The sequence below is a fragment of the Pseudomonas sp. NFACC39-1 genome, from assembly GCF_900110355.1.
Lineage (GTDB): Bacteria > Pseudomonadota > Gammaproteobacteria > Pseudomonadales > Pseudomonadaceae > Aquipseudomonas > Aquipseudomonas tehranensis.
Genome location: NZ_FODL01000001.1, coordinates 131,503 through 148,646, shown reverse-complemented (window position 1 = coordinate 148,646; position 17,144 = coordinate 131,503). Strand labels below are relative to the sequence as shown.

The window sequence follows — 17,144 nt, the reverse complement described above, 5'->3', positions numbered from 1 at the left end:
TAACTTCTGTGGGAGCGAGCCTGCTCGCGATAGCGGTGAATCAGTCAGCCTCTGTGTTGAATGCTAATGCGCATCGCGAGCAGGCTCGCTCCCACAGGGATCTCGGTGAGGCCAGGGTTTACAACCCAATATCCCACTCCGGCGTCTCGGGAAACTTGAGCACCAAAAAATCCAGCAGGCTACGCAGTGCCGAGGGCATGTGCTTGCGTGATGCATACACCGCGTACATGTTCATTTTCCGGGGTTCGGCGTGGGTCAGCAGGCGGATCAGCTCGCCGTTCTGGATGTGCGTGCCCGCCTGGTAGCTGGGCAGCATCGCCACCCCGGCGCCAGCCATGGTCGCCCGCAGCAGGGTGCTGGCCTCGTTGGCGCTGATGTTGCCCTGCACCGGCACCGAGACCTGCTCGCCGTCTTGCTCGAAATGCCACAGGCTCCTGCCGACGTAGGAGTGGGTCAGGCAGTTGTGCCGGCTCAGGTCCTCGACCCGCTGTGGCGCCGGATGTTCCTGCAGGTAAGCGGGTGAGGCGCAGATCACCGAGCGACAAACCGTCAAGCGCCGGGCAATCAGGTTCGGGTCAAGGTCGTTGCTCATGCGGATCGCCAGGTCGATGCGTTCGTCCACCAGGTTCACCGTGCGATCGAGCATTTGCAGGTCGATGCTGACCCCCGGATAACGCCCGACGAACTCGGCCATGGCCGCCGCCAGTTGGGCCTGGCCGAACGAGGTGCTGGCGCTGATGCGCAGCATGCCACGGGGCGCGTCGTCCGGCGTACTGACGGCGGCCTGCATGTCGCCGGACAGCTCCAGCATCTGCCGACAGCGCGGCAGGATTTCCAGGCCCGCAGCCGTCAGGCTCAGCTTGCGGGTGGTGCGGTGCATCAACCGGGCTCCGACCCAGTCCTCCAGTTCCGCCAGATACCGTGACACCACCGGTCGCGACAGCTCCAGGTGTTCGGCTGCCGCCGACTGACTGCCCAACTCCACCACCGCGACGAACACTTGCATTGCGTGTAGACGATCCATGATTTGCCCGATTTCAGAAACAAACTATGTCCAAGCATCGCATTTTTTGAAACGAGTCAGGTCACTAAGCTGCGCTCATTGCCAATCGGGCTTATGCACAACGGAGCACAACATGACCGGATCCACCTTATTCAAGCGTCTGCTGCTGACCAGCGCTTCGATGATTTTTGCGGCCAACACCTGGGCAGCCGACCTTGCGCTGGATGTCTATAACCCCGGCGCAGCGGCAGTGTTCCCGGTGACTTCGGTATTGGTCAGTGGAGAAAAAGAGGCGATTCTGGTGGACGCCCAGTTTGGTAAGTCTCAGGCCGAACAATTGGTGCAGAAAATCCGCGCCAGCGGCAAGCAATTGACCACGATTTACATCAGCCACGGCGATCCCGACTACTATTTTGGTCTGGAGACTCTGTCCGCCGCGTTCCCGAAGGCCAAGGTGCTGGCATCCGCGCCGACCGTCGAACACATCAAGCACACCCTGGACGGCAAGTTGAAATATTGGGGGCCGATCCTCAAGGCTGATGCGCCGAGCAAAGCGATTGTGCCCCAGGTACTCAAGGGCGACAGCCTGACCCTGGAGGGTAAGCGCTTGCAGATCATCGGTCTTGATGGCCCGCAACCGGACCGCAGCTTCGTCTGGATCCCGTCGATCAAGGCCGTGGTCGGCGGCGTCGTGGTGGCTGAGAACATTCACGTCTGGATGGCCGACACGCAGACGCCGCAGTCCCACAAGGATTGGCTGGCGACGCTGGAGGGCATTGAAAAACTGCAACCGAACACCGTGGTTCCCGGCCATTACCTGGGTGAAAGCGCCCGGTCCCTGGCGCCGGTGAAATTCACCGCCGACTACATCAAGGCCTTCGACGAGGAAACCGCCAAAGCCAAGGATTCCGCTGCCCTGATCGCCGCCATGAAGCAGCGCTACCCCGATCTTGGGGAAGACAGCTCCCTGGAGCTTAGTGCCAAGGTAGCCAAGGGTGAGATGAAGTGGTGATTCGGTTGTAGCGCCACATCAGCCTGTCTTTCAAACATCGCTAACCAACGGAGAACATCATGAGCAAAATCGCAATCATCGGCGCCACCGGTCGGGCTGGCAGCCAGTTGTTGGAAGAAGCCCTGCGTCGCGGTCACAGCGTGACGGCCATTGCCCGTAACACCGCAAAAATCGGCGAGCGGGCTGGTGTGGTCAGCCAGCAGTTGGATGCATTGGACAGCGAGGCGTTGACCGCAGCGGTAGCCGGTCATGATGCGGTGATTTGCGCCGCCCATTTCGCCACCGTGCCGGCCGACAAAGTGATCGCCCCCGTCAAGGTGGCCGGAGTCAAGCGCTTGCTGGTGGTGGGCGGGGCCGGTTCGTTGCTGCTGCCGGACAATAGCCGTGTGATCGACAGCGAAGGCTTCCCTGAGGAATACCTCGCCGAAGCCAGTGCCGGAGCATTGTTCCTGGACGTGCTGCTCAAGGAGCAGGACCTGGACTGGACCTTCCTCTCGCCCTCGGCGGAGTTCGTCGAGACCGAGCGCACCGGGCAGTTCCGTATCGGCAAGGATCACCTGCTGTTCGACGCCACCGGGCGCAGCTGGATCAGCTTTACCGATTACGCCATTGCAATGATCGATGAAGTGGAGACGCCGCAGTTTTCGCGGCAGCGCTTTACCGTCGGTTATTGATCTTGCACCACCTGCACGAACTTTCTGACCTGCACAACCTGCACGAACTCTCTGACCTGCGCGAACTGTAGGAGCTGTCGAGTGCAACGAGGCTGCGATCTTGCCCCTGGCAATTGAGTCGCGAGCGAACGATCAAGATCAAGGTCAAAAGATCGCAGCCTTCGGCAGCTCCTACGGGGTCAGCTGTGGATTCTCATCCACACGCTGACCAGCACCGTCGCCGCCATCAGCCACGCCACCGCCGCCACGGCCAGCGAAGCTTCAAGGCGCATCCGGTCGACCATCACATACAGTGTGGCCAGGTACACGAAATAGGGGATGATCGACCACATGCCAAACACGATGGTGGTTTTCAGATCGTCCACTGAACGGCTTTTGCCAACAATGTAGTGGGCGATCAGGGCGAAGGTGGGGAACAGTGGCACCAGTCCGGCGATGTAATAGTTCTTGGTCTTGGCGAGCATCGCCAGGATGACCACCACGGCGGCACCGAGCGCTGCTTTGAAAATCAGGTCCACAGGTCTACTGCCCCAGGTTAATGGCTCAGGCCATATTTTTTGACTTTGTCGAACAGCGTGGTTTTGGCCATGCCTAGCTCCAGGCTGGCTTGGGTCAGGTTGCCACCGCTGCGTTGCAGGGCGTCCACCAGCAGGTTGCGTTCGAAGGCTTCTACCGCTTCGGCGAAGGCCAGGCCCTGGCTGGCGCCGCTGGCCCCCGACTTCTTGAAGGCCGGCAGGCCCAGTGCATAGCGTTCGGCAACGTTGCGCAGTTCCCGCACGTTGCCCGGCCAGTCGTGGCTCATCAGGTTGGACAGCGTCTGGTTGTCCAGCTCCGGCACCGTACGGTCGAAGCGCAGGGACGACTGCTGCAGAAAATGCTCGAACAGTTGCAGAATGTCTTCGCGGCGCTCGCGCAGTGGCGGCAGTTCCAGGGTCACCACGTTGAGGCGGTAATACAAGTCGCTGCGAAACTGCCCGGCCCGGCCCAGTTCGTCCAGATCGGATTTGGTGGCGGCGATGACCCGGCAATCCACCGCCACGCTCTGGTTTGATCCCAGGCGCTCGAGGGTGCGTTCCTGCAACACCCGCAGCAACTTGATCTGCAAGGGCAGGGGCATGCTCTCTACTTCATCGAGAAACAGCGTGCCGCCGTCGGCGTGCTCGATCTTGCCGATCCGGCGTTTGCCGGCACCGGTAAAGGCATTGGCCTCATGGCCGAAGATCTCGCTTTCGAAGAGGTTTTCCGGCAGGCCGCCGCAGTTCAGCGCGACGAACTGTTTGCTGTGACGCCGACTGAAGTCGTGCAGGCAGCGCGCGATCAGTTCCTTGCCGGTGCCGGTTTCTCCTTCGATCAGAACGTTGGCCGAGGTGTCGGCCACGTTGGCGATCAGCTCTCGAAGGTGCTGCATGGCCGGTGAACGGCCAATGATCCGGCCTTCCAGGGAGTCGCGTTCGGCCAGTTGCCGGCGCAGCGATGAAACCTCCCGGGCCAGGCTGCGTTGTTCCAGCGCGCGGCGGGCGACGTCCACCAGGCGTTCGGGGGAGAAGGGTTTCTCCATGAAGTCATAGGCGCCTTTTTGCATGGCACCCACGGCCATGGAGATGTCGCCGTGGCCAGTGATCAGCACCACCGGCAGGCTGCGGTCCCGGGCCTTGAGGCGGGTCAGCAGCTCCAGGCCATCGATGCCCGGCAGGCGAATGTCACTGATGACGATGCCGGCAAAGTCATCGCCGACCCGCTCCAGGGCCTCTTCGGCGCTGCCCACACCGATGCAGGGAATGTCTTCCAGGGTCAGGGCCTGCTGGCAGCCCAGCAGGACATGCGGGTCGTCCTCGACGATCAGTACGCTCAGGTCGTTGTTCATGGCTGCTCGGCAGGTAAAGGGCTTACCAACGGTAAACTGAGGATAAAAGTGGTTCCACCTTCGGTCGGGGACTCGACCCCCAGATGGCCACCCGCGGCGGCGGCCAGGCTTGCCGAGAGGGTCAAGCCCAAGCCAAGGCCTTGTTCGCCGGGTTTGGTGGTAAAGAACGGTTCGAACAAATGCTTGCGTGCCTCGGGATCGATGCCATGGCCGTTGTCTCGCACCCGCAGGCGATATTTGCCATCCGAGGCAGTGCCTTCAAGCCACAGCCGCGGCTCGGGTTGGCTCTGCATGGCGTCCAGGGCGTTGCCGATCAGGTTCACCAGGATTTGTTCAAGACGCGTCTGGTCGATCTGTACCTGCACGTCGTCGTAACCGGCATGCATCTGGATCTTCAGGCTTTCGAGGCGTCCACCCAGCAGTTGCAGCGCGGCTTCGACTGCCTTGCCAAGGCTGGCCCGACCCTGATCGTCGCCGCGTCGGGCAAAGGAGCGCAGGCTGGCAGTGATCCGGCCCATGCGGTCGATCAGGTCGTTGATGGTCTTGAGGTTGGCGCTGGCGATATCCAGTTGACCCCGCTCCAGGAAGCGCACGGTGTTGCCGGACAAGGTACGCAACGCCGCCAGCGGCTGGTTGAGTTCATGGGCGATGCTGGTGGACATCTGGCCGATGGCGGCGAGCTTACCGGCCTGCACCAGTTCGTCCTGGGCCCGGCGCAACGTCTCTTCGGCCTGCCGCCGTTCGCGGATCTGGCCCTTGAGCCGTTCATTGCTGGCCCGCAGGTCGGTGGTGCGTTCGGTAATCCGACGTTCGAGCTGATTGTTGGCTTCCTGCAAGGCTTCCCGGGCAGCGAGGCGAGTGGCGATGACCTTGCGCCGCTCGTTCCAGGCGATCAGCAGGAAAGCCACCAGGGCGAAGGCCACGGCCACCAGGATTCCCTGGTTGATCGCCTGGCGACGCAGGTCTTCAAGGGGCGTCAGCAGGGTGAAATTCCAGGGCGTGTCGCTCAAGGGGCGGGTCTGTGACAGATAGCTGATGGCCCGTTCGTCGGACACCAGCTCAGCGTTGGCCGGGAAGGTCAGTTTTTCCATGCCTTCGGCCAGTCGTTCGCGAGCCAGGGGAATCAGCTCGTTCAATGGGAACCAGTAATACTGCAGGCTGCGGGCCAGGCGCTCCTTGGTTTCGTCGCTCAAAGGTCGCACGGATTTGAGCCGTCGCGCCGGATCGCTGGACAAAATGATGATGCCATTTTCGTCGCTGACGAAGGCTTCCAGGCGCGCGCGTTGCCAGCGCTCTTCCATGGCTTCCAGGCGCACTTTGACCACCGCCACGCCGATGATCTTGCCCTGCTGTTCCAGGCCATGGGCCAGGTAATAGCCAGGCTCGCCGCTGGTGCTGCCGATGCCATAGAAGCGCCCGGGCTGACCGCGTACGGCGTTCTGGAAATAGGCGCGGAAGGACAGGTCTTCACCCAGGTAACTGTCGACGTCGCGCCAGTTGCTGGTCGCCATGACCCGACCTGTGGTGTCCATCACGTAAATGGCCCGACTGCGGCTGCGCCGGTTCAGGCCTTCGAGGTATTCGTTGACAGTCTTGCGATGCTCGGGCGTGGGGTCGTCGAGCAGTTGCGAAACGCTGGATTCAAGCTCCAGCAGGCTGGGCAGGTAGGTGTACTTGCTGATCTCGCTCTCGACCGCACGGGCGTGCAGCTCCAACTGGCGCTCGCCGTTCTCGCCCAGACCACGAATGCCGTAGTGCTCACTGATCCAGAAACCGAGGTAACCCAGGCCGATCATCAGGGCAATGATCAGTGGCGGCAGGAACAGATGGCGAATCAGACGGGGCTTCACGGCAAGTGATGGCGGCGCGGCGCGATAGAGAGTGGGGTCGCATTTCATCACAGAAGCCTTGGGTCAACCACAACACTTACCGAAGTACCGCAGTCCCTTGTGGGAGCGAGCCTGCTCGCGATAGCGGACGGACATTCAACATCAAGGTTGACTGAACTGGCCTCATCGCGAGCGGGCTCGCTCCCACAGGGGAACTGGTGTTGTTTAGTGCTGCAGGATTTTCTCAAGGAAATGCTGCGCACGTTCGGAGCGGGCGCTGATATCGCCGAAGAACTCTTCCTTCTCGCAGTCTTCGATGATCTGGCCCTGGTCCATGAAGATCACCCGGTTCGCCACTTTGCGGGCGAAGCCCATTTCGTGGGTCACGCACATCATGGTCATGCCTTCGTGGGCCAGTTGCACCATCACGTCGAGCACTTCGTTGACCATTTCCGGGTCAAGGGCCGAGGTCGGTTCGTCGAACAGCATCACGATCGGGTCCATCGCCAGGGCGCGGGCAATCGCCACGCGCTGCTGCTGGCCGCCGGAGAGCTGGCCCGGGTGCTTGTGGGCATGGGCCGACAGACCGACCCGCTCAAGCAACTGCAGGCCTTTCTGGGTAGCTTCTTCCTTGCTGCGGCCCAGCACCTTGATCTGTGCGATGGTCAGGTTTTCGGTGATGGTCAGGTGCGGGAACAGCTCGAAATGCTGGAACACCATGCCAACGCGCGAGCGCAGTTTCGGCAGGTTGGTCTTCGGGTCGGCGATGGACGTACCGTCGACCACGATGTCGCCTTTCTGGAACGGCTCCAGGGCGTTTACGCATTTGATCAGCGTGGACTTGCCCGAACCCGACGGACCGCACACCACCACAACCTCACCCTTGCTGACCTCGGTGCTGCAATTGGTCAGTACCTGGAAGTCCCCATACCACTTGTTGATGTTCTTGATAGAGATCATACGGCGAACCTTTTTTGCAGACGCTTGACCAGCAGCGAGGCGGCAAAGCTGATTGTGAAGTACACGAGACCTGCGACGATCAGGAACTCATGGGAGCGGCCGATGATGTCGCCATTGGCCCGCGAAGCATTGAGGAAATCCACCAGACCGACCGTGTAGACCAGCGAGGTGTCCTGAAACAGGATGATGCTTTGTTGCAACAGCAGCGGGGTCATCTTGCGAAACGCCTGGGGCAGGATGATCAGGCGCATGGTCTGGCCATAATTCATGCCCAGCGCCTGGGCAGCGCCCATCTGACCCTTGGGGATCGACTGCACACCAGCCCGTACGATTTCGCAGAAGTACGCCGCCTCGAACATCATGAACGCCACGACGCAGGAGCCAAACGCACCGATCGGTGTGTCTTCGCCAGTGATCCAGCGCAGTACGAACGGCACCGCCAGGTAGAACCAGGTGATGACCAGCAGCAGCGGGATCGAGCGGAAGTAGTTGACGTAGGCGCCAGCAATGCTGGAGATCAGCTTGTTGTGGGACAGGCGCATCAGCGCCAGGATGGTCCCCAGGATGATCCCGCCGACGACGCCCAGGGCCATCAGCTTGAGCGTCATCACCATGCCGTTCCACAAACCGGGAATGGCCGGGATGACGCCAGTGAAGTCGAGTTCCATTATTTACCCCCCACGGAAATCAGGCCGGGCACCGCGACTTTCTTCTCGACCATGCGCATGAGCAGCATCAGGCTCATGTTCAGGGTGAAGTAGATCAGCGTCGCCAGGGTGAAGGCTTCGAACAGGTTGGCGGAGAACTCGGCAGTCTGTTTGGTCTGTGCGAGCAGTTCCATCAGGCCGATCAGCGACGCCACGGAGGAGTTCTTGAAGACGTTCAGGAATTCCGAGGTAAGCGGTGGGATGATGATCCGGTAGGCCTGGGGCAGCAGGACGTTCCAGTAGATTTGCGGCAGCTTGAAGCCCATGGCCCGGGCGGCGGATTCCTGGCCGCGCGGCAGCGCTTGAATACCGGTGCGAACCTGTTCGCAGACCCGCGCGGCGGTAAACAGGCCCAGGCACACCACGACGCTCAGGTAGGCCGAGGTCGTGGGGTTCAGGTCCTGCTTGTACCACTCCTGCAGGTCTGCTGGCAGCAAGTCGGGCACCAGGAAGTACCAGATGAACAGCTGAACCAGCAGCGGCACGTTACGAAAGAGCTCCACGTAGCCGGTGGCGATACCCGACACCAGCCGGTTCGGCACGGTGCGCATCACGCCCAGAACCGAACCCAGCAGTAGGGCGATGATCCAGGCCGCGACGGCGATGGCGATGGTCCAGCCCAGGCCGGCCAGGTACCAGTCGAGATAAATCTCGCTGCCGATGCCGGTGGACTTGAAGAACACGCCCCAGTCCCAGTTGTAATTCATTAGGGTCTCCCCTCAGATCGATCGATATGCAAATACCCGCCTGGGGAAGTTCCATTCCCACCTGACCCTTGAAGGGCAGGCACACGCGATCGGCTCGACAGCCACCGGTTCGAGTGTTTCCAGATATGCCAGCAGGGAGTGACCATTCCCTGAAAGTGCAAAAGCACTTTCAGGGAACAAGGTTAGTCAGGAATCAGGATTTCTTTTCGTCGGCCGCTTTGTCGGTCGGTTCGGCGATCAGTTTCTTGAGCTCTTCGCTCATCGGGAAGTTCAGGTTCAGGCCTTTTGGCGGAATTGGCTGCATGAACCACTTTTCGTAGATCTTGTTGATTTCGCCAGAAGCGTAGGTGGCCTTGATGGCGTCATCGACTGCCTTTTTGAACGGCTCGTCACCCTTGCGCATCATGCAACCGTAGATCTCGAAGGACTGCGGGGTACCGGTCACGGCCCAGTCGGCGGGTTTCTTGGCCTTGGCCATTTCACCGGCCAGCAAGGCGTCGTCCATCATGAAGGCAACGGCGCGGCCGCCTTCGAGCATGTTGAACGATTCGCCGTGGTCCTTGGCCGAGATCACGTTCATGCCCATCTGCTTGTCGGCATTCATGGACTTGAGGATGCGCTCGGACGTGGTGCCGGCGGTGGTCACGACGTTCTTGCCCTTGAGGTCGTCGAAGTCTTTGTACTTGGAGTCTTTCTTGGACAACAGTTTGGTGCCGATCTCGAAGATGCCAACGGAAAAATCAACCTGCTGTTGACGCTCGACGTTGTTGGTGGTGGAACCGCATTCCAGGTCGACGGTGCCGTTTTGCACCAGCGGGATACGGGTTTGCGAGGTCACCAGGTTGTACTTGACCTGCAGGTTCGGCACGTCCAGTTCTTTTTTCAGGGCTTCGACGACTTTCAACTGAATGTCGTGGGAGTAGCCGACCGGTTTGCCGGAGGCGTCCGCGATGTAGGAAAACGGAATGGAAGCGTCGCGATGCCCGAGCGTGATGACGCCGGACTCTTTGATCTTTTTCAGCGTACCGGTGAGTTCGGCAGCGAAAACCGGGGTGCTGATCAGAGCGGCAGCAATGGCTGCGCCCAGGAGATGGGGAACGATGCGCATCGATATTTCCTCGACATTGTTTTTCTTATTCAGCCGGTTCGTCGGCCCTGAGTGCTTCGAAGTACCTGGCAGCTCCTGTTGTGTTGGCATGCAGGCATTCGTCTCGAAGGAGTGTAGAGCATGAGTCGTGCCAGGCCAGTTGGCTCAGATTAACTGTTTGTTTTTAAACGTAATTAAGGATTTTTTTTGATTTATTCCACAGGCTGTTTATCCGGTTGGCCGAATTGACTGGCCGGTCGTGTTCGGAAAACCGAATGCACTCCGGCATCTCCATATCCCTTGTGGGAGCGAGCCTGCTCGCGATAGCGGTCTGCCTGGCGAGACTTATATTGAAGCTGATGGCCTCATCGCGAGCAGGCTCGCTCCCACAAAGGACGGCGGTGTATGCCAGATAGCAAAAAGCCCCTGAATCGGCGGATTCAGGGGCTTGGGTTAATCACTTTAACGTTCAGGCCGCTTCGATCTTGCGGCGATTGTGTTCGACCTCGTTGAGGTACTGCTGCAGCTTTTCCTGTTCCGCCGCAGTAGTGAACAAGCCAAGTTTGCTGCGGCGCCACAGGATATCGTGGGCATCGATAGCCCATTCATCGCTGCACAAGTAGTCGACTTCCCGGGTGTAGAGGCCCGCACCGATGTGTTCGCCCATGTCACCGAGGCTGTGCACGCCCTCAAGCATGCGCCAGGTGCGGCTGCCATAGGTGGTGGCCCAGCGGCGGGCGAGGTCGGTCGGTACCCAGTCGAATTTGTCGCGGATCGCCGAGCACAGCGCTTGCGGGGTGGTCATGTTTTCGCCGCCGGGGAGGGTGGCGACGGCGGTCCAGCTCGGGCGCATCTGAGTAAAATACGGGGCCAACTGCGCCATGGCCGATTCGGCCAGTTTGCGATAAGTGGTCAGCTTGCCGCCGAACACCGACAGCAGCGGCGCTTCTTCGCTACTGCCCGAGAGCGCCAGGGTGTAGTCCCGGGTGACGGCTGACGGGTTGTCGGATTCGTCGTTGCACAACGGACGAACGCCGGAATAGCTGTGCAGGATATCGTCGCGGCTGATCTGCTTCTTGAAGTGAGCGTTGACCACTTTGAGCAAGTAATCGGTTTCGCCCTCAGTGATCGCCACGTTGGCTGGGTCGCCGGTGTATTCGCGGTCGGTCGTGCCGATCAAGGTGAACCGGTTCAGATACGGAATGGTGAATACGATGCGCTGGTCTTCGTTCTGAAGAATGTGCGCATGCTCGCCTTCGTAGAGTTTCGGCACGATCAGATGGCTGCCTTGGATCAGGCGGATGCCGTAGGGCGACTCCAGCTTCAGGTCATCGCGAATGAATTTGGCGACCCACGGGCCGGCCGCATTGACCAGCGCCTTGGCGCGGATCGAAAACAGGCTGCCGTCGGCGCGTTCCAGATGCAAATGCCACAGGCCTTTGCTGCGGCGGGCATTCACGCAGCGGGTGCGCGTGTGGATATGGGCGCCTTTTTCCCGGGCGGCCATGGCGTTGAGCACCACCAGTCGCGCATCGTCGACCCAGCAGTCGGAGTATTCAAAACCTTTGGTGATCTCGCTTTTCAGCGCGCTGTCGGCGCCGAATTTCAGGCTTTTGGAACCGGCAAGTTGTTCGCGCTTGCCCAGGTGATCGTAGAGGAACAGGCCGGCGCGAATCATCCAGGCGGGGCGCAAGTGCGGGCGGTGGGGCAATACGAAGCGCATCTGCTTGACGATGTGCGGCGCCTTGGTCAACAGCACTTCGCGCTCGGCCAGCGCTTCGCGCACCAGGCGGAATTCGTAGTGTTCGAGGTAGCGCAGGCCGCCATGGATCAGCTTGCTGCTGGCCGAGGAGGTGTGGCTGGCCAGGTCGTCCTTTTCGCAAAGGAACACCGAGAGGCCGCGACCCGCTGCGTCTGCGGCAATCCCCACGCCGTTGATCCCACCGCCAATGACGGCGACGTCGTAAACCTCAGCGAGAGGGGGCGTAGGCAAGGTAGAAGTGGGCATCGGCTGGCCTCGGGTTCTTTTCGTAATATTTGAATTCGAACATTAATGTTCATTTGCGAAAATACTAGCCGATAAACTCAGCAACAGCCAGTCGTCTTCGATTGAAAATACTGATCAAAGGAAACTGAAAGGAAAATTTTCGAACAGAAAAAAAGATCGCAGCCTTCGGCAGCTCCTACAGGAATAGGCGTAGGAGCTGCCGAAGGCTGCGATCTCTTGAAGCTTGAAGCTTGAAGCTTGAAGCTGCTTCTCTACACCACCTCCAGCCGAATCTTGTGCTGGCTCAGCAATTGCGCCAGGGCCGGCACGGGGGGCTGATCGGTCACCAGGCAGTCGATCAGGCTGATCGGCCCCAGTCTGACCATGGCGTTGCGTCCGAATTTGCTGGAGTCCGCGGCGAGCAGCACTTGCCGGGCGTTGGCGATGATCGCCTGGGAGACGCGCACTTCCTGGTAATCGAAATCCAGCAGGCTGCCGTCCTCATCGATCCCGCTGATGCCCACCAGGGCGAAGTCGACCTTGAACTGGTTGATGAAGTCGACGCTGGCCTGGCCTACCACGCCTCCGTCGCGTCGTACATTTCCACCGGCGATCAGAACTTCGAAGTCGTCCTTGGCGCTGAGGATCGAGGCCACATGCAAGTTGTTGGTGATGATCTTCAGATGGTTGTGGTTGAGCAGCGCCCGGGCGATGGACTCGGTGGTGGTGCCGATGTTGATGAACAGCGAGGCGTGATCAGGGATCTGGGCGGCAATGGCTTCGGCGATGCGTTGCTTCTCGTCGCGCATCTGATCGGCGCGCATGGCGTAGGCGGTGTTTTCAACGCTCGAATCATAGGCCGCGCCGCCGTGGTAGCGACGCAGCAGGTTCAACTCCGCCAATTGATTGATGTCGCGACGGATGGTTTGCGGGGTGACGACGAAGAGCTGCGCCATTTCCTCGATGCTGACGTAGCCGCGTTCGCGGACCAGTTCGAGGATTTGCTGCTGACGGGGAGGCAGATTCATGGGGCTTCCTTTGGGCTGCCATACAAAATTTGCCCATGATGCCGCAGGAATCCCCTCCCGACCAGTTTCACACCCTCGCCGTACTCAGCTTCGGCTTATTCAGCGTCTTCGTGAGGTTCCCAGTCGCGGGTGCGGCTGACCGCTTTCTGCCAGCCAGCGTAGAGTTTTTCCTTGGCCTGCTCGTCCAGTTGCGGTTCGAATTCGCGCTCGATCACCGCCTTGCCGCGCAGTTCATCCAGGCTGCCCCAGAAACCACACGCCAGGCCGGCCAGATACGCGGCGCCCAACGCTGTAGTTTCCCGCATTTTCGGGCGCTCGACCCGGGTGCCGAGAATGTCCGCCTGGAACTGCATCAGGAAGTTGTTCGCTACCGCGCCGCCGTCCACGCGCAGGGCCTTGAGGCGTTCGCCCGAATCCTGCTGCATGGCGTCGAGTACGTCGCGGGTCTGGTAGGCAATCGACTCCAGCGCTGCACGAATGATGTGGTCGACCCGCACGCCGCGGGTCAGGCCGAACAGCGCGCCACGGGCATAGGGGTCCCAGTAGGGGGCGCCCAGGCCGGTGAAGGCCGGCACCAGGTACACGCCGTTGCTGTCCTTGACCTTGTTGGCGAAGTATTCGGTGTCGAGGGCGTCATTGATGATTTTCAACTCATCGCGCAGCCACTGGACGGTGGAGCCACCGTTGAATACCGCGCCTTCCAGGGCGTAGGCCACTTCGCCGCGTGGGCCGCAGGCGATGGTGGTGAGCATGCCATGATTGGATTTGACGGCTTTGTCGCCGGTGTTCATCAACAGGAAGCAGCCGGTGCCATAGGTGTTTTTCGCCTGGCCTGGCTCCACGCACATCTGGCCGAACAGGGCGGCCTGCTGGTCGCCGGCGATGCCACCGATGGCGATGCCGCTCTTGGTGCGGGCATAGACTTCCGAGGACGACTTCACTTGCGGCAACATCTCGCGAGGGATGTCGAGAATCTCGAGCATCTTCGCGTCCCACTCCAGCGAGTGAATATTGAAGAGCATGGTGCGCGAGGCGTTGGTGTAGTCGGTGACGTGGACCTTGCCGCCGGTAAATTTCCAGATCAGCCAGCTGTCCACGGTGCCAAACAGCAGTTCGCCGTTACGCGCGCGTTCGCGGCTGCCTTCGACGTTGTCCAGGATCCACTTGAGCTTGGTGCCGGAGAAATACGGGTCGGTGACCAGGCCGGTGGTTTCGCTGATGTACGGTTCGTGGCCGTCACGCTTGAGTTGCTGGCAGATCTCGGTGCTGCGCCGGCACTGCCAGACAATCGCGTTATAGATCGGCCGGCCGGTGGTCTTGTCCCAGACCACGGTGGTTTCGCGCTGGTTGGTGATGCCGATCGCAGCGACCTGATCATGATGCAGGCCCGCCTGGGCCAGGGCTTCCACCATCACCGCGCTCTGGGTCGCGAAGATTTCCATCGGGTCATGTTCGACCCAGCCGGCCTGGGGGTAATGCTGGGCGAATTCGCGCTGGGCGGTGCAGACCACATTGGCGTCACGGTCGAAGATGATCGCCCGTGAGCTGGTCGTACCCTGGTCGAGGGCAATGATGTAGTTCTTGTTCTGAATGTCGGTCATGTCGATTGCCTTGGGACGTGAATAAGGGGTGAGGCTTGGCGCACGCTTGAGCGGGCAGAAGTGTGCGCCGATTGTTTCAGGATGTTCTGGGCTTGCCGTCAATGGCCGGTTCTGCATCCTTTGTAACAACCGTGGCGCTGGGCAGATGGCGGGCAATCAACCCGCGATAGGCTGCAGCGCCCAGGCATGCACCCACGATCGGTGCAAAAATCGGAACCAGGAAGTACGGAATGTCGCGTCCACCCGTGAGGGAAATTTCACCCCACCCGGTGAAGAAAGTCATCAGTTTAGGGCCGAAGTCCCGCGCCGGGTTCATCGCGAAGCCCGTCAGTGGCCCCATCGAGCTGCCAATCACCGCGATCAGCAGGCCGATCAGCAGTGGCGCCAGCGGGCCGCGGGGCAGGCCATTGTTGTCATCGGTCAGGGACATGATCACGCCCATCAGAATGGCGGTGATGATCACCTCCACCAGAAAGGCCTGGCCAGTGGACAGCGCTGGATGTGGGTAAGTGGAAAATACCGAGGCCAGTTCAAGGCTGGCTTCTGAGCCACGAATCATCTGCCGGGACTGTTCGAAATCGAAGAATAGATTGCTGTACAGCGTGTAGACCAGCAGCGCGCCACAAAAGGCGCCGGCCACCTGGCAAATAATGTAGAAGGGTAACTTACGCTTTTCAAAGTCGGTGAAAATACACAGGGCGATGCTGACGGCGGGGTTCAGGTGTGCGCCGGAAACGCCGGCGCTGAGGTAGATCGCCATGCTGACACCGACACCCCAGATGAGACTGATTTCCCACAGGCCGAAACTCGCACCCGCGACCTTGAGCGCTGCAACGCAGCCGGTGCCGAAAAAAATCAGTAGGGCAGTCCCCAGGAATTCGGCCAGGCATTGGCTGGAAAGGGGTGGCTGTTGTAAAGCAATTGTCATTCAAACCTCGGTTTTTGTTGTTGTCTGGCGCGTCCGGTAAAGCCCGATCGCGCGTTCAGCGCCGAGGCAGGATCCTCATCCTGAACTCGGGGTGTTGGTTGAGACCTGCGTTTATGTTTTCAGTTTCGAAAAAATATAGACAAGAAACGCTGGTGTCAAAGGTCGAAAGTGAACCGTCGGTCATATTTAAACTATTCGTGGCGTGAATGACTGTTTCGCCACCATGGTTTTGCCGGGTAAGCCGCTGCGCCCCAGCGCCTTTTGGTCAGCGATGCCTTAGAATTCGGGCACTCTCTACGTCGATTCGCCTCAGGAGCGGTCATGACCCCTGCATTGGATTTGCTGAAAAAGGTGCGCGCCGAACATCGCATTCATAGTTATGAACACGATCCCAAGGCAGCCTCCTATGGTTTGGAAGCGGCAGAAAAGCTTGGACTGGATCCGGCGCAGGTCTTCAAGACGTTGTTGGCGGCCAGCGAAAAAAACGAGTTGTTGGTGGCGGTGGTGCCCGTGGTCGGCAGCCTGGATTTGAAAGCCCTGGCCCATGCCGCCGGCGTAAAGAAAGTCGAGATGGCCGACCCCGCGGCCGCCCAGCGTTCGACCGGTTATCTGCTCGGTGGTATCAGTCCGTTGGGGCAGAAAAAACGTCTTCGCACTTTTATCGACAGTTCTGCCCAGCCGTTTGCCAGCATCTTTGTCAGTGCCGGAAGGCGCGGGCTGGAGGTAGAGCTGGCGCCTGCGGTACTGGCCGAGCATACCGGGGCGGCGTTTGCGGATATCGGCCGGGCTTGAGTCTGGCGCAGGGCGTGAGCGTGGCTACCGGGGCCTTCGTCCTGGGCTGTAGGGTGAAAATTCGTCGGATCTGTCACTGGAAAAGCAGTAGCTCGCCACCCATGCTCATGCATCAATAATCAGGAGAAGTGCCATGCAGCTTGCGTTTCATCAAGTCGATGCGTTCAGTGATCGGCCGTTTGGCGGCAATCCGGCGATGGTCTATCGGCTCGACGCCTGGCTGGCCGATGACTTGATGCAAAGGATCGCCGCTGAACATAACCTGGCTGAAACGGCTTTTCTGGTGCGTGAAGGCCAGCATTGGCATATCCGCTGGTTCACGCCCACCACCGAGGTACCGTTGTGCGGGCATGCCACCTTGGCTAGCGCCCATGTGCTGTTCGAGGTCTATCACGAAGCCGTCGAGCGACTGGACTTCATCTGTCGATCCGGTGCGTTGAGCGTCACTCGCGAAGGTGATCGGCTATGGCTGGATTTTCCAGCCATCGTCCCCAGCGAGTTGGGTGCATCCCTGGTGGTCCAGGCTGCCCTGGGTGTGGAAGCGGTGGACGTGTTGAGCGCCAACGAACTGTTCGTCGTGCTGGAGTCGGAGCAGGCGGTGCTCGATTGCAAGCCGGACATGGCGGCCCTGGCGAAACTGCCGTGGCCGGGCGCAATCGTGACTGCGCCGGGAAGCCGGCATGATTTTGTCTCGCGCTATTTCGCCCCGGCGATTGGCATCAATGAGGATCCGGTCACTGGCTCGACCCATTGCAGCCTGATCCCATATTGGTCCAGGCGCCTGGGCAAGTTGGGGCTGACGGCTTATCAGTGCTCGGCCAGGGGCGGCGAACTGTTCTGCCGACTCGAGGGGGAGCGGGTGAAGATTGGGGGGAATGCGAGGTTGGTGGCCAGTGGGATGTTGATGTTGGGGTGATAAGAGGGATTTATTCCCACTGATCCCCTCCCTGTAGGAGCCGGCGAAG

16 protein-coding genes are annotated in these 17,144 nt (G+C 60.2%); 4 read left to right on the top strand and 12 right to left on the bottom strand.

The window, feature by feature from the left end:
• Positions 1 to 118 precede the first annotated feature (118 nt).
• A complete protein-coding gene (locus tag BMY45_RS00735; protein ID WP_092393234.1) occupies positions 119 to 1,024 on the bottom strand; it encodes a LysR family transcriptional regulator in 906 nt (301 codons plus the stop codon).
• Positions 1,025 to 1,136: 112 nt separating this feature from the next.
• Between BMY45_RS00735 and BMY45_RS00730 the strand changes: the two genes are divergently transcribed.
• Positions 1,137 to 2,015 carry an MBL fold metallo-hydrolase gene (locus BMY45_RS00730; RefSeq protein WP_092393232.1) on the top strand — a complete coding sequence of 293 codons (879 nt, stop codon included), beginning with the start codon at positions 1,137 to 1,139 and terminating at the stop codon, positions 2,013 to 2,015.
• A gap of 59 nt (positions 2,016 to 2,074) precedes the next feature.
• On the top strand, positions 2,075 to 2,689 hold the full coding sequence (locus BMY45_RS00725; RefSeq protein WP_092393229.1) for an NAD(P)-dependent oxidoreductase: 615 nt from the start codon (positions 2,075 to 2,077) through the stop codon (positions 2,687 to 2,689).
• A gap of 179 nt (positions 2,690 to 2,868) precedes the next feature.
• Here BMY45_RS00725 and BMY45_RS00720 read toward each other — a convergent pair whose 3' ends face one another.
• From BMY45_RS00720 to BMY45_RS00670, 11 genes are all read right to left on the bottom strand, one after another.
• Positions 2,869 to 3,198: a GlpM family protein gene (locus BMY45_RS00720; RefSeq protein ID WP_177193297.1), complete on the bottom strand. Its 330-nt coding sequence runs from the start codon at positions 3,196 to 3,198 to the stop codon at positions 2,869 to 2,871.
• Positions 3,199 to 3,224: 26 nt separating this feature from the next.
• Complete coding sequence (locus BMY45_RS00715; protein ID WP_092393223.1) at positions 3,225 to 4,553, bottom strand: two-component response regulator AauR; 1,329 nt, start codon at positions 4,551 to 4,553, stop codon at positions 3,225 to 3,227.
• The gene (locus BMY45_RS00710; protein WP_092393220.1) at positions 4,550 to 6,451 is read right to left on the bottom strand and encodes a two-component sensor histidine kinase AauS; all 1,902 of its coding nucleotides are present in this window, start codon (positions 6,449 to 6,451) and stop codon (positions 4,550 to 4,552) included. Before BMY45_RS00710 ends, BMY45_RS00715 begins: the two co-directional genes overlap by 4 nt.
• A 156-nt stretch (positions 6,452 to 6,607) precedes the next feature.
• Entirely contained in the window at positions 6,608 to 7,342 is a 735-nt protein-coding gene (locus BMY45_RS00705) for an amino acid ABC transporter ATP-binding protein (protein WP_047227036.1), read from the bottom strand.
• Positions 7,339 to 8,010 (bottom strand): amino acid ABC transporter permease, encoded by a 672-nt coding sequence (locus BMY45_RS00700; RefSeq protein ID WP_092393217.1) that lies wholly within the window; start codon positions 8,008 to 8,010, stop codon positions 7,339 to 7,341. The genes BMY45_RS00705 and BMY45_RS00700 overlap by 4 nt, the downstream gene beginning before the upstream one ends.
• Positions 8,010 to 8,756, bottom strand: coding sequence for an amino acid ABC transporter permease (locus BMY45_RS00695; protein WP_092393214.1), 747 nt, complete (start codon positions 8,754 to 8,756; stop codon positions 8,010 to 8,012). The genes BMY45_RS00700 and BMY45_RS00695 overlap by 1 nt, the downstream gene beginning before the upstream one ends.
• 193 nt (positions 8,757 to 8,949) lie before the next feature.
• Positions 8,950 to 9,864, bottom strand: coding sequence for a glutamate/aspartate ABC transporter substrate-binding protein (locus BMY45_RS00690; RefSeq protein WP_092393211.1), 915 nt, complete (start codon positions 9,862 to 9,864; stop codon positions 8,950 to 8,952).
• Positions 9,865 to 10,312: 448 nt separating this feature from the next.
• A complete protein-coding gene (glpD, locus tag BMY45_RS00685) occupies positions 10,313 to 11,851 on the bottom strand; it encodes a glycerol-3-phosphate dehydrogenase (RefSeq protein WP_092393208.1) in 1,539 nt (512 codons plus the stop codon).
• 251 nt (positions 11,852 to 12,102) lie between these two features.
• The gene (locus BMY45_RS00680) at positions 12,103 to 12,858 is read right to left on the bottom strand and encodes a DeoR/GlpR family transcriptional regulator (protein ID WP_092393204.1); all 756 of its coding nucleotides are present in this window, start codon (positions 12,856 to 12,858) and stop codon (positions 12,103 to 12,105) included.
• Positions 12,859 to 12,953: 95 nt separating this feature from the next.
• Positions 12,954 to 14,459 (bottom strand): glycerol kinase GlpK, encoded by a 1,506-nt coding sequence (glpK, locus tag BMY45_RS00675; protein WP_092393201.1) that lies wholly within the window; start codon positions 14,457 to 14,459, stop codon positions 12,954 to 12,956.
• A gap of 76 nt (positions 14,460 to 14,535) precedes the next feature.
• Entirely contained in the window at positions 14,536 to 15,387 is an 852-nt protein-coding gene (locus BMY45_RS00670; protein ID WP_092393197.1) for an MIP/aquaporin family protein, read from the bottom strand.
• A 321-nt stretch (positions 15,388 to 15,708) separates the two neighbouring features.
• On the opposite strand from BMY45_RS00670, the gene ybaK reads away from it, so the two are divergent.
• Together ybaK and BMY45_RS00660 are read left to right on the top strand one after the other, a co-directional pair.
• Entirely contained in the window at positions 15,709 to 16,179 is a 471-nt protein-coding gene (gene ybaK / locus BMY45_RS00665; protein ID WP_047227027.1) for a Cys-tRNA(Pro) deacylase, read from the top strand.
• A gap of 133 nt (positions 16,180 to 16,312) precedes the next feature.
• On the top strand, positions 16,313 to 17,095 hold the full coding sequence (locus BMY45_RS00660; protein ID WP_092393194.1) for a PhzF family phenazine biosynthesis protein: 783 nt from the start codon (positions 16,313 to 16,315) through the stop codon (positions 17,093 to 17,095).
• The last annotated feature ends 49 nt before the right edge of the window (positions 17,096 to 17,144 follow it).